The 11587-nt window shown below is 66.8% G+C and carries 10 protein-coding genes and 1 pseudogene; 5 read left to right on the top strand and 6 right to left on the bottom strand.

Annotated features, from left to right (window positions below):
- Positions 1 to 200: 200 nt before the first annotated feature.
- Entirely contained in the window at positions 201 to 746 is a 546-nt protein-coding gene (locus AC3WLF_RS23870) for a ProQ/FinO family protein (RefSeq protein WP_492351699.1), read from the top strand.
- A 27-nt stretch (positions 747 to 773) separates the two neighbouring features.
- Here the strand turns inward: AC3WLF_RS23870 and AC3WLF_RS23865 are convergent, their stop codons facing one another.
- The gene (locus AC3WLF_RS23865; protein WP_492318678.1) at positions 774 to 1913 is read right to left on the bottom strand and encodes an acyl-CoA dehydrogenase family protein; all 1140 of its coding nucleotides are present in this window, start codon (positions 1911 to 1913) and stop codon (positions 774 to 776) included.
- Complete coding sequence (locus AC3WLF_RS23860) at positions 1906 to 3102, bottom strand: CaiB/BaiF CoA transferase family protein (RefSeq protein ID WP_492351698.1); 1197 nt, start codon at positions 3100 to 3102, stop codon at positions 1906 to 1908. The genes AC3WLF_RS23865 and AC3WLF_RS23860 overlap by 8 nt, the downstream gene beginning before the upstream one ends.
- A 115-nt stretch (positions 3103 to 3217) precedes the next feature.
- Between AC3WLF_RS23860 and AC3WLF_RS23855 the strand changes: the two genes are divergently transcribed.
- Both AC3WLF_RS23855 and AC3WLF_RS23850 read left to right on the top strand, forming a co-directional pair.
- Positions 3218 to 4123, top strand: coding sequence for a LysR family transcriptional regulator (locus tag AC3WLF_RS23855; protein WP_492318680.1), 906 nt, complete (start codon positions 3218 to 3220; stop codon positions 4121 to 4123).
- Between the two features lie 114 nt (positions 4124 to 4237).
- Complete coding sequence (locus AC3WLF_RS23850) at positions 4238 to 4462, top strand: DUF3820 family protein (protein ID WP_013952607.1); 225 nt, start codon at positions 4238 to 4240, stop codon at positions 4460 to 4462.
- Positions 4463 to 4480: 18 nt separating this feature from the next.
- Here AC3WLF_RS23850 and garD read toward each other — a convergent pair whose 3' ends face one another.
- Entirely contained in the window at positions 4481 to 6046 is a 1566-nt protein-coding gene (garD, locus tag AC3WLF_RS23845) for a galactarate dehydratase (protein ID WP_492358916.1), read from the bottom strand.
- A 388-nt stretch (positions 6047 to 6434) separates the two neighbouring features.
- Between garD and AC3WLF_RS23840 the strand changes: the two genes are divergently transcribed.
- Positions 6435 to 7490, top strand: coding sequence for a cyclase family protein (locus tag AC3WLF_RS23840; protein WP_492318682.1), 1056 nt, complete (start codon positions 6435 to 6437; stop codon positions 7488 to 7490).
- 28 nt (positions 7491 to 7518) lie between these two features.
- The gene (locus tag AC3WLF_RS23835; protein ID WP_492318683.1) at positions 7519 to 8760 is read left to right on the top strand and encodes an ABC transporter substrate-binding protein; all 1242 of its coding nucleotides are present in this window, start codon (positions 7519 to 7521) and stop codon (positions 8758 to 8760) included.
- A gap of 104 nt (positions 8761 to 8864) precedes the next feature.
- Here AC3WLF_RS23835 and AC3WLF_RS23830 read toward each other — a convergent pair whose 3' ends face one another.
- The 3 genes and pseudogenes from AC3WLF_RS23830 to AC3WLF_RS23820 form a co-directional block, all read right to left on the bottom strand.
- On the bottom strand, positions 8865 to 9452 hold the full coding sequence (locus AC3WLF_RS23830; RefSeq protein ID WP_492318684.1) for a helix-turn-helix transcriptional regulator: 588 nt from the start codon (positions 9450 to 9452) through the stop codon (positions 8865 to 8867).
- A 482-nt stretch (positions 9453 to 9934) separates the two neighbouring features.
- Positions 9935 to 11353: a pyruvate kinase gene (gene pyk, locus AC3WLF_RS23825; RefSeq protein WP_492318685.1), complete on the bottom strand. Its 1419-nt coding sequence runs from the start codon at positions 11351 to 11353 to the stop codon at positions 9935 to 9937.
- Positions 11354 to 11409: 56 nt separating this feature from the next.
- Positions 11410 to 11587: pseudogene (locus AC3WLF_RS23820) on the bottom strand (iron-sulfur cluster carrier protein ApbC); the annotation flags it as partial.

Raw genomic sequence — 11587 nt, 5'->3', positions numbered from 1 at the left:
TGCTCCTCGATTTTCGAACGGATGGTCCGCCTGCTCAGGGCAATCACGTGAGGGCGCCCCCGCCGCGAGCCCTTCTGTCCGGGCCCCGCCTTTCGGGAGCGAGAGACGTATTCGACCCATGCCCGCCGCATGCAAATTGCCGCCAAACCTGTCGTTGGCCCAGCCTTGCTACAATTCTGGTTCACAGAACGGCAAATATCATGGGCTTTGAACAACTCGCAGCACTAAGGGATCAACTGGCAAGCAAGGCGAAGGCCGAATCTCGTACGGAAGGCAAGCGCCGGCGCCCTGCGCCGGCTGCCGCGCAGGCTGCGGCGCCCGCGAAGCCGCCCGTCGATCCGGTGGTGCATTCCATTGCCCGGCTGCAGAAGCACTTCCCCAAGGCGTTTCCGAAGAATCCGGCGCCCAAGGTGCCGCTGAAGGTCGGCACGTTCGAGGATCTGGCCCAGCATGCGGGCAAGCTAGCCCTGACCGAGGCGGAGCTGCGTGAAGCGATCCGCACCTGGTGCAGCGGCGCACGCTATTGGTCGTGCATGGTGGAAGGCGCCAAGCGGCTGGACCTGGAAGGCAATGAGGCCGGCGTCGTCAGCGTGGCGGATGCCAAGCGGGCCCAGCAGCTGAAGGCCCGCCGCGGTGCGGGCACCCGGCCGCGGAAAGCCAAGCCCGCCACGCCCGCTGCCACGCCTGACACCCCTGCCGCGCCCGCCGCCACGCCTGACAGCCCCGACACGCCTGCCGCGCCCTGATCCCCGCCGTCGGATCTGCAGCGGCGCTTACGCCAGCACTGCGCGCGCGATCACCGTCCGCTGGATTTCCGACGAGCCTTCATAGATGCGCAGGATCCGCGCATCGCGCACCAGCCGCTCCAGCGGCATTTCGCGCGTGAAGCCGTAGCCGCCGTGGATCTGCAGCGCGGCGTCGGTGACAAAACCGACCATCTCCGAGGCATAGAGCTTGGCCATCGATGCCTGCTCGGTGAAGGGCTCGCCGTCCCGGCGCCGCACCGCTGCCTGCAGGGTCAGCAGCCAGGCCGCCTCCAGCCGCGTGCGCATGTCGGCGAACATCCATTGCAGGCCTTGCTTGCGCGCCAGCGGCTCGCCGCCGACCTGGCGCTGCCTGGCCCAGTCCGCCGCGCAGGCCAGCGCTGCCTCGGCAATGCCCAGGCTGGTGGCGGCCACGTCCAGGCGGCTGTTGTCCAGCACCTTCATCGCGGTACGGAAGCCCGTGCCTTCCGGCCCCAGCCGGTTGGCGGCGGGGACGAAGCAGTCCAGCGCCACCTCATGGGCCGGCGCCCCGCGAATCCCCATCAGTTTCTCGGCGGGTGCGATCTGCACGCCCTCGCTGTGCCGGTCCACCACGAAGGCGCTGATGCCGCGCGTGCCGGCGGCCGGATCGGTCTTGGCGTAGACGACGATAAAGTCCGCAGCGTCCGCATTGGAGATGAAGTGCTTGACCCCGCGCAGGCGGTAGCCGTCGCCCTCCGGGGTGGCGCGCGTGGCCATGTCGGCCGGGTTGGAGCCGGCGCGCGGCTCGGTCAGCGCAAAGGCGCCCAGCTTGCCGCCGGCGGCCGCATCCGGCAGGTAGCGCTCGCGCAGGCTGTGGTCGCCGCCGATCAGGATGGAATCGGTCGCCAGGTAGTGCGCGCCGATCATCGACGAGGTCGAGGCGCAGGCCTTGGCAACCTCCGCCAACGACAGGATCAGTGCCACCGGCGAGGTCTCGGTCCCGCCCCAGCGCTCCGGCAGGTTCATCCCCATCAGGCCGAGCTCGGCAAGTTGCGGCACATAACACGTGGTGGAGGCTTCGGCCCGGTCCACCTCGGCCGCCTTCGGGGCCAGTTCGCTTTGCGCGAAGCGGCCGATGGCGTCGGCAATCTCGAGATCGCCCGGCTCGACGCCCAGTCGTTTATGCATGTTGTTTCTCCTTGCTGAACACTTGCGGATGCGCCGTGGCAGCGTTGGCCAGCTCGGCCAGAATGGCTTCGGTATGCTGCCCCAGCGCAGGCGCGGGCGTCACGCGATTGGCGCCGTAACCGGAAAACTTCACCGGCTGCGAGGGCAGCCGCACGGTGCCGCCCTCCGGCCCGGGCACTTCGGCAAGCAGGCCGCGGTGGGCGGCATGGTCGCTCTCCAGGGCGTCCTTGACGTTGCGGATGGGCGCGACGGGAATGCCCGCCTCGCTCAGCAGGCGGTTCACCTCGGCCACGGAAAGGCCGGCCGACCAGGCTTCGAGACCGGCGCGCAGATCGCCCTCGAAGCGGCAGCGCGTCTCGTCGTCGGCAAAGCGCGGGTCCTGCGCCATCTCCGGCCGGCCGATGGCATTGGCCAGCGCCTGGAACAGCTTGTTGTTCAGCACCGCCACCACATAGAAGCCGTCTGCGGCGCGGTACACGCCGAACGGCGCGGACGAGGGATGGCGGTTGCCGACGCGCCGCGGCGCCAGGCCGGTCGCGGCATAGCGCGCGACCAGGGTGGCGCTCAGGCTCAGGGTGGCGTCGAACATCGAGACATCGACATGCGTGCCCCGCCCGGTCTTCTCGCGCGCCAGCAGCGCGGCCAGCACGCCCCATGAGGCGAACAGGCCGCTGACCGCATCGGAGATGGCCTCGCCCAGCATGGTCGGGGTGCCGTCCGGGGCGCCGGTGGCATCCATCAGCCCGCACATTGCCTGCAGGATGATGTCGTAGGCCGGGCGGTGCGATTCCGGCCCGGTCTGGCCGAAGCCCGACACGCTGGCGTAGACCACCGGCGGATTCAGCGCACGCAGCGCCTCATAGCCGATGCCCAGCTTGTCCGCGACACCCGGGCGGAAGTTCTCGACCACCACGTCGGCCCGGACGCAGAGCGAGCGCGCCAGCTCCAGGCCCGCTGCCGTCTTCAGGTCGATCACGATGCTCTGCTTGTTGCGGTTCATGGCAGAGAACAGGCCGCTCTTGCCATCGACAAAGGGACCGACCGCGCGGTAGTCGTCGCCGCCAGGCGGTTCGATCTTGATCACCTCTGCGCCAAGGTCGCCGAGCAGCGCCGTGCAGTAAGGGCCCGCCAGCACGCGCGAGAAATCGATCACGCGGATGCCGGCAAGCGGCAGGTCGGAATGGGTCACGTCTTGGCCTCCAGGCTTGCAAACCCGCGGGCTTGCGTTTCAGTGACACCGATTCTGCGCAGCGCAGGCTATCAAGTAAAATATTGAATTCGACTAGCACCTATAGGATTTCCTGATGCGCGTCTCCTTGCGGCTGTTGCGCTACTTCGCCGCGGCGGCGGAAACCGGCAGCACCACGGCGGCGGCGCGGCTGCTGAACGTCTCGCAGCCCTCGATCTCCGTTGCCATCCGCGAACTGGAGACGCTGTTCGAGGAAGCCCTGTTCGCCCGCGATGTCGGCGCAAGGATGACCCTGACCCGCTTCGGCGTGCGCAAGCTGGCGGAAGCGCGCCACATCCTTGGGGCAGCAACGGCATTTGAAGTGGACAAGAGCGGCGATGCCGCCGCGGGCGAGGTGCAGATCGGCGTGTTCCGCACGCTGGCGCCGGTCTACCTGCCGGTGGTGCTGCGCCTGGCACGCGAGCGCTATCCCAAACTGTCGGTCCGCTTTGTCGAAGGAGATCTCGCCCAGCTGGAAGACTGGCTGCACGGTGGGCAGATCGAGCTGGCGCTGACCTACGACGTCGGCATGCCCGATGACATCGAGCGCGAACTGCTGGCAGAGCTGCGGCCCTACGGCCTGCTGCCTGCGGGCTCGCGGCTGGCCAGGCGCAAAGGCAGCCTGTCACTGCACGAATTGGCGCAGGAACCGCTGATCCTGATCGACCTGCCGCACAGCCGTGAATTCCTGATGGCGCCGTTCTGGCAATTCGGGCTGCAGCCCGAGGTGCGCTACCGCGCGACTTCGCTGGAACTGGCGCGCGGCATGGTGGCGAACGGACTGGGCGCGGCGCTGCTGATCACGCAGGCGCCGGCGTCGTCCCAGATTACCGCCGTCGTGGAAAAGCCGATACGGGAAGATAGCGTGCGCCAGCCGCTGGTGATCGCGCGCACGGCCCGCGCGACGCGCACGCGGGCGTCAGAGTTGCTGGCTGAATGCGTGCGCGCGGCCGTGCAGGAAGCGATGATCAAACGCGCCTGACCGCAGGCGGTGTCCACGAGCCGTCGAACACCGGCGCCTTCGGCCAGCAGGCCCGGGCATCACGAGCGCATTCTGACTGTGATAGCGTGGAGCCTTCCGACTTTCCGCCCACCCATGACCGATTTCGACGCCGACGCCCTCAAGCGGCTGGTCACAGTCACCATGCCCTTTGGCAAGCACAAAGGCACGGTGATCGCCGACCTGCCAGGCAACTACCTGAACTGGTTCGCGCGCGAGGGCTTCCCGCCGGGGCAGATCGGCGCGCTGCTGGCGCTGATGCATGAGCTGGACCACAACGGCCTGTCGCATCTGCTCAAGCCGTTGCGCGGGCGCACGTAGCGCCCTCGGGCCTGAGGCTCAGGTCACCGGTGCCGGATTGAACAGCACCAGCGCATTGCGGATCTTCCAGTGCTCGGCCCATGACTTCTTGCCACTGGCCACGGCCAGGAGCGTGTGGAACAGCTCCCAGCCCACTTGCTCGATGGTGGCCTCGCCGGTCGCGATGCGGCCGGCGTTGACATCCATCAGGTCGTGCCAGCGCCGTGCCAGGTCGTTGCGGGTGGACACCTTGATCACCGGCACCTCGGCCAGCCCGTACGGCGTGCCGCGCCCGGTGGTGAATACGTGTAGGTTCATGCCGGCAGCCAGCTGCAGCGTGCCGCAGACAAAATCGCCCGCGGGCGTGGCGGCGTAGATCAGCCCCTTCTGCGTGACCTTCTCGCCGGGGCCAGTGACGCCGTGGATCGGGCCGGTGCCGGACTTGACGATCGAGCCCATCGCCTTTTCCACGATATTCGACAGGCCGCCCTTCTTGTTGCCCGGCGTGGTGTTGGCGCTGCGGTCGACCTTGCCCTGCTCCAGATAGCGGTCGTACCAGGCCATCTGCCGCACCAGCGCCTCGGCCACCTCGGGGGTGGCCGCGCGCGCGGTCAGTTGGTCGATGCCGTCGCGCACCTCGGTCACTTCGGAGAACATCACCGTGGCCCCGGCGCGCACCAGCAGGTCGGTGGCAAAGCCCACCGCGGGGTTGGCGGTGACGCCGGAGAAGGCATCGCTGCCGCCGCACTGCACGCCGACCACCAGGTCCGACGCCGGACAGGTCTCGCGCCGGCGTGCGTCCAGGCGCGCCAGGTGCTTCTCCGCCGTGGCCATGATCGAATCGATCATCGAGGCAAAGCCCACATGCTGCTCGTCCTGCAGGCAGACCACATCGGGCTCGCCCTCCTTCTGGATCGGGATGGTGCCGGCGCCGATCAGGCGCGCCGGCTGCAGCTTCTCGCAACCCAGGCTGACGATCATCACCTCGCCGCCGAAATTGGGGTTCAGCGCGATATTGCGGATGGTGCGGATCGGGATGCCGGCGTCGGACGCGTCGATCGCCACGCCGCAGCCGTAGGTGTGCTCAAGGCCCACTACGTCGTCGACATGGGGATACTTGGGCAGTAGTTCTTCCTTGATGCGCCGCACGGCAAACTCCACCACGCCCTCCACGCACTGCACCGTGGTGGTAATGCCCAGGATATTGCGCGTGCCGACCGAGCCGTCCGCATTGCGGTAGCCCTCGAAGGTATAGCCATCCAGCGGCGGCAGCGGCGCCACGCGCGTGCCGACCGGCAGGTCGTGCAGTTCAGGCGCGGCCGGCATGCGGGTCACCCGCTCATTGACCCAGCTGCCGCGCGGCAGGCCTTTCAGCGCGTAGCCGATCACCACGTTGTAGCGGATCACCGCGTCGCCCTCGCGCAGCTCAGTCAGCGCCACCTTGTGGCCCTGCGGCACGCCCTCTGCCAGCACCAGGCCGCAGGGGAATTCCGTTCCCGCCGGCAGGCCGCCGTCGTTGGCCACGATCGCGACGTTGTCGTTCGCGTGCATCGTGATGTACAGGGGGCGGGCCGCCTTCCCACCTGCCGTCGGGGTCACTGCCATGTCATCTCCAGCCTGGCGCTGTCGCGCACCTTTAGTGTTACGTTGTCTGACAACATTCTATCTGCTTATGCTTGTCTATGGCCTCGGGAATTCCCTATCTCTTTCCATCTCAGGGCAAACATAAGCCACTTTCCTAGGTTTGTTGTACGACAACACATCATGAACCAGGATTGTCCGCCCCAGGAACGAGGCCAACCCGCCGAAATCCTGTTGCACCGCAAAATGACCATTCCCCGCAATATGGCCTATAAGGATGCAACCGGTTTCATGCCACGAGAACCGGACAGGAGACCTTCCGCGCGGCGACGCACATCGCGCAGCCACGCCGCACTGATACCCCATACACCGGCCGCTCCCTCGGCCACGCCCACGACAGGAGGCATGACTCATGCGCTGGAAGCAACGTCCGCAAGGTTCCAACTGGGGTGATTTCGGCCCCGACGACCAGCTTGGCCGCGTCAACCTGATCGGCCCGGAACAAGTCGTCAAAGGCGCGCGCGAGGTGCAGGCCGGCATCAGCTTCTGCCTGTCGCTGCCGCTGGACTACCCCGGCGGCAACAAGCTCAACCCGCGCCGGCATCCGCCGGTGCTGCGGCCTACCCTGCGCGACGACATCCCCTATTTGAACTTCCCGCTGGCCAAGGTCGATCCCACCGCCACCGACGTCATCAGCGACGACCAGGTGCTGCTGTGCCTGCAATACAGCACGCAATGGGATGCGCTGGCGCACGTGGGGGCGCTGTTCGATGCCGACGGCGACGGCCGCCCGGAGCGCGTGTATTACAACGGCTACCGCGCCAACGAGCATATCGTCGGCCCGGTCGACTATGCCGAGGACGACAACTTCGCCGCGCACCCTTGCGGCCACGACCACAGTGCCGCGCAGGCGCTGGGCATCGAGAACTTCGCGGTCAAGGGCATGCAGGGCCGCGGCGTGCTGGTGGACCTGGCGCATGCCTTCGGCATGGACTTCCGCAATGTCGGCTACGACGACCTGATGCACGCGCTGGACGCCGGCAAAGTGGAGGTCGAACGCGGCGACATGCTGCTGCTGCGCACCGGCTTTGCCGAGGTGGTGCTGTCGATGCAGCGCAACCCCGATGAAGCCGTGCTGCACCACAGCTGCTGCGCGCTGGACGGCCGCGACGAGCGCCTGCTGAACTGGATCACCGATGCCGGCATCGCCGCGCTGATCGCCGACAACTACGCGGTGGAACGCTACCCCGCCCGCCCCGCGCCCGACGGCGACAAGAGCCACCCGCTGCTGCCGCTGCACCACCATTGCCTGTTCAAGCTGGGCCTGCCGCTGGGCGAGCTGTGGTACCTGCGCGAACTGGCGGACTGGTTGCGCGCCAGCGGCCGCACCCGCTTCCAGCTCACCGCCCCGCCGTTGCGCCTGCCCGGCGCGGTGGGGTCGCCGGTGACGCCGATCGCCACGGTATAAGCCAACAACAATAAACCAGGGAGACACCATGAACCATCGCCACGCGCTCCGCCGCATTGCCGCCAGCGCCCTCGCCTTCGCCGCGGCGCTTGCCTGCGGCACCGCCCAGGCCCAGCCCAGGGCCGCCGTCTCTGACGATGTCGTCAAGCTCGGCATGCTGCTCGACATGAGCGGCCTGTATGCCGACGTCACCGGCCGCGGCAGCGCCACCGCCGCGCAGATGGCCATCGACGATTTCGGCGGCAAGGTGCTGGGCAAGAAGATCGAGCTGGTGGTGGTCGATCACCAGAACAAGGCCGACATCGCCGCCAACAAGGCGCGCGAATGGTTCGACACTGCCAATGTCGACGCCATCCTCGACGTGGCCGCGTCTGCGCCGGCGCTGGCGGTGCTTGAGGTTGCAAGACAGAAGAACCGCATCGTGGTGTTCTCCGGCCCGGGCACCGAGCGCATCACCAACGACCTGTGCACGCCGGTGTCAGTGCACTACGCCTACGACACCTACGCGCTGGCCAACACCACCGCGCGCGCGATGGTGCAGCGCGGCGGCAAGTCCTGGTTCTTCCTGACGGCGGACTACGCCTTCGGCCACACGCTGCAGGACTCGGCCACCGCGGTCGTCAACGAGACCGGCGGCAAGGTGCTGGGCGCCGCGCGCCACCCGCTGGCCACCAGCGACTTTGCCTCTTACCTGCTGCAGGCGCAGGCCAGCAAGGCACAGGTGGTGGGCCTGGCCAATGCCGGCGGCGATACCGTCAACGCGATCAAGGCCGCCTCTGAATTCGGCCTGACCCGCAACAACACGCAGCGCATGGCGGGCCTGCTGCTCTATATCAACGACATCCACGCCATCGGCCTGAAGACCGCCTCCGGGCTGGTGCTGACCGAAGCTTTCTACTGGGATATGAACGATGCCACGCGAGCCTGGTCGCGCCGCTATTTCGACAAGCTCAGGAAAATGCCCAACATGAGCCAGGCGGGTGCGTATTCATCGGTGACGCACTACCTGAAGGCCGTGCAGGCAGCCGGCACAGACGAGACCGCGGCGGTGATGAAGAAGATGAAGTCGATGCCGATCAACGACTTCTTCGCCAAGAACGGCCGCATCCGCGAAGACGGACGCATGGTCCACGACATGTATCTGTTCGAGGTCAAGACGCCGGCCGAGTCCAAGTACCCATGGGACTACTACAAGGTGCTGGCCACGGTGCCGGGCGAGCAGGCGTTCATGCCGGTGTCGAAATCGCAGTGCTCGCTGGTCAGGCGCTGATGGCGGCGCCGGTAGAGATAAGCGGCGTAGAGGCGCGGGGCCGAGGTTCCTGACCAATACAGATCATGGTTTGTATTCGAGAAATACAATCCATATTGCGCATTTTAGTCCCTGGTCAGGTTTTCCAGCCACAGGCTCATCAACCCCGCCCGGCCCCTGACGCCGAATTTCCGGAAAATGCCGGTCACATAGGAATGGGTCGTTGAAACGGCCAGGCCGAGGCGCTGGGCAATCTGCTTTTCCGATGCGTCGGTCAACAGCAGCCGCAAGACCTTCTGCTCGTGGGGCGCCAACGGAACGGAGGAAAGCGCCAGCCCAAGGTCAAGAATGCTCTCCTTCTTCAGCGCAGTGACATCGCGGGCAACCCCGACGCGCAACCGTTCCGACTGGAGCCATCCGGCGGACCACATGATATGGACGGCGCTGCCGTCCTTGTGGCGATAGCGGTTTTCAAAACCGATCCGCTTCTTTCCCGACATCACCTGCTTGGCCTCGACAATGGTCCGGTCCCGGTCGCCAGGCATGACCAGATCGATGATGAACTCACCCGCCATATCCTTCGGCGTATAGCCAAAAATGCCCTCGCACGCTGCGCTGACATACTGGATGCGGCCGCCTGTGTCGACCAGGAATACGGCGTCCAGCAATTGGTCGGCAAACGCAGTGATGTCTTTTCCGATCTCGATACTCATGGCAGTCCAGACCCCCGATACTGGCGCTTTTACTGGCGCCTTGATTGGCCCCTTCGCCCGGATTTCACCCGAACGCGAGTCAACGTGAAGACTAGACCACGCGCCAGCGCATGTACAGTGTTGGCATCGATAAAAACCGTGCAAGGATCGCCAGCCGGAAGGCCTTTAACGGCGCCACTGATGCCTGCGCGCCGTCAAAGGCACCCTGCTGATTAGCAGGGTATGACTTTTGCACCGTTTCGATACCATCATGGCCATCATTTGCCCTGGTCTTCGGCCAGATAACAATGGCCCCGCCGGGGCGCCGCCAAAGCCGTAGTCAACGAGAGTCGGGGCAAATGAGCCAGGCCTCGGCATTGCCTGCCTCTTTCGAGGGGGGATGGAGGTCAGGAGGGGAGCGGCCCGGCCCGCTGACAGAGGTGGCAGTGGCCTCTGTCAGCGGGGACCGTGCAACGCCGCCGCAATACGTGGTGGCCATCGCCTCATTGAATCTGCGCGATGCGCAGCAGGTTGGTGGTTCCCGCCACCAGGAACGGCAGCCCGGCGGAGATGACGATGGACTGTCCGGATTCGCCGAACCCCTCGGCCAGCACGGTGCTGCTGGCCAGATCGGTCATTTCCAGCACGTCCACCACCTCGCGGCAGAGCACGGCGTGCACACCCCAGGTGAGCGTCAGCCGCCTGGCCGTTGCCATGCGGGGTGTCATGCCGAGAATGGGCACCTGCGGCCGCTCGCGCGCCATGCGCAGCGCCGAGTAGCCCGAGCTGGTATAGGCCACCGTCGCCGGCACCTTGAGCAAGCGCGCGATGTGGCGCACCGCGTAGCCGATGGCATCGGCCGCTTCCGCGCGCGGCGGGGTGTGGGATGCCTCGATGGCGTCGCGGTACAGCGGGTCGGATTCCGTGCGGGAGATAATGCTGTTCATCATTCGCACCGCCTCCACCGGATACCGGCCGGATGCCGACTCGGCCGACAGCATGACCGCGTCGGCACCGTCGTAGATCGCCGTCGCCACGTCTGACGCTTCCGCGCGGGTGGGCACGGGGGCGGCAATCATCGATTCGAGCATTTGCGTGGCAACGATGACCGGCTTGCCGGCCTTGCGGCACGCGCGGACGATCTGCTTCTGCAGCGACGGCACCTGCTCGGCCGGCATCTCCACGCCCAGGTCGCCGCGCGCCACCATGATGGCATCGGCCTCGGCGACGATCAGGTCCAGGCTCTGGATGGCGGCGGGCTTCTCCAGCTTGGCCACGATACCGGCGCGGCCGTTGACGATTGCCTTGATCTCCCGGATGTCCTCAGGCCGCTGCACGAAGGACAGCGCGATCCAGTCCGCACCCAGGGCCAGACCGAAGTCGAGGTCGCGCCGGTCCTTTTCGGTCATGGCAGACAGCGGCAGCACCGCATCCGGCACGTTCACCCCTTTCCGGTCCGAAAGCGTGCCGCCGTTGACGACCGTGGTCTCGGCGAAGCCGGCGCCGCACTGCTCGACGCGCAGCCGGATCTTGCCGTCGTCCAGCAGCAGCTCCACGCCTTCGCTCAGCGCGGCGAAGATCTCCGGGTGCGGCAGGCAGACCCGGCTGGCCGAGCCAGGCGCCGCGCTGTCCAGGTCCAGCCGGAAGCCGGCTCCCGCGGCCAGTTGCACCGGCCCGCCGGCGAAGGTGCCGATGCGCAGCTTCGGACCCTGCAGGTCGAGCAACACACCGATGGGACGGCCCCGTTCGCGCTCCACGGCGCGGATCGCCTCGAACCGTTGCCGGTGGTCGTCGTGGGTGCCGTGGCTGAAGTTGAGCCGGAAGACATCGGCGCCGGCCTCGAACAGCGCGTCGATGAGCTCCAGGGTGCTACTCGCGGGGCCGAGCGTGGCCACGATCTTGGCGTTGCGAAGGCGTCTCATGCCATTGCTCCATGTCAGCGCGCGACAGGAGCCGCGCGTAAATCGTTCACCCCCGGTCAGGTGTTCTGCACGACGATGCTCGGGAACTTGCTGGTCATGTCGCGCGCCTTGTCGGCGATCTTGATCGCCACCTTGCGCGCCATGGCGCGGTACATCCCGGCCACCGGGCTGTCGGGCTCGGCCACCACGGTCGGACGGCCGGAGTCGGCCTGCTCGCGGATCTGCAGGTTCAGC

It is taken from the genome of Cupriavidus sp. FW306-01-F10A, assembly GCF_058782785.1.
This window is presented reverse-complemented; position numbering and strand designations above follow the sequence as displayed.

What these genes read in the sequence shown, in the direction of transcription:
- AC3WLF_RS23870 (WP_492351699.1), top strand. Translation starts at nt 201, where the DNA reads ATGGGCTTTGAACAACTCGCAGCACTAAGGGATCAACTGGCAAGCAAG.
- AC3WLF_RS23865 (WP_492318678.1), bottom strand. Translation starts at nt 1,913, where the DNA reads ATGCATAAACGACTGGGCGTCGAGCCGGGCGATCTCGAGATTGCCGAC.
- AC3WLF_RS23855 (WP_492318680.1), top strand. Translation starts at nt 3,218, where the DNA reads ATGCGCGTCTCCTTGCGGCTGTTGCGCTACTTCGCCGCGGCGGCGGAA.
- AC3WLF_RS23850 (WP_013952607.1), top strand. Translation starts at nt 4,238, where the DNA reads ATGACCGATTTCGACGCCGACGCCCTCAAGCGGCTGGTCACAGTCACC.
- garD (WP_492358916.1), bottom strand. Translation starts at nt 6,046, where the DNA reads ATGGCAGTGACCCCGACGGCAGGTGGGAAGGCGGCCCGCCCCCTGTAC.
- AC3WLF_RS23840 (WP_492318682.1), top strand. Translation starts at nt 6,435, where the DNA reads ATGCGCTGGAAGCAACGTCCGCAAGGTTCCAACTGGGGTGATTTCGGC.
- AC3WLF_RS23835 (WP_492318683.1), top strand. Translation starts at nt 7,519, where the DNA reads ATGAACCATCGCCACGCGCTCCGCCGCATTGCCGCCAGCGCCCTCGCC.
- AC3WLF_RS23830 (WP_492318684.1), bottom strand. Translation starts at nt 9,452, where the DNA reads ATGAGTATCGAGATCGGAAAAGACATCACTGCGTTTGCCGACCAATTG.
- pyk (WP_492318685.1), bottom strand. Translation starts at nt 11,353, where the DNA reads ATGAGACGCCTTCGCAACGCCAAGATCGTGGCCACGCTCGGCCCCGCG.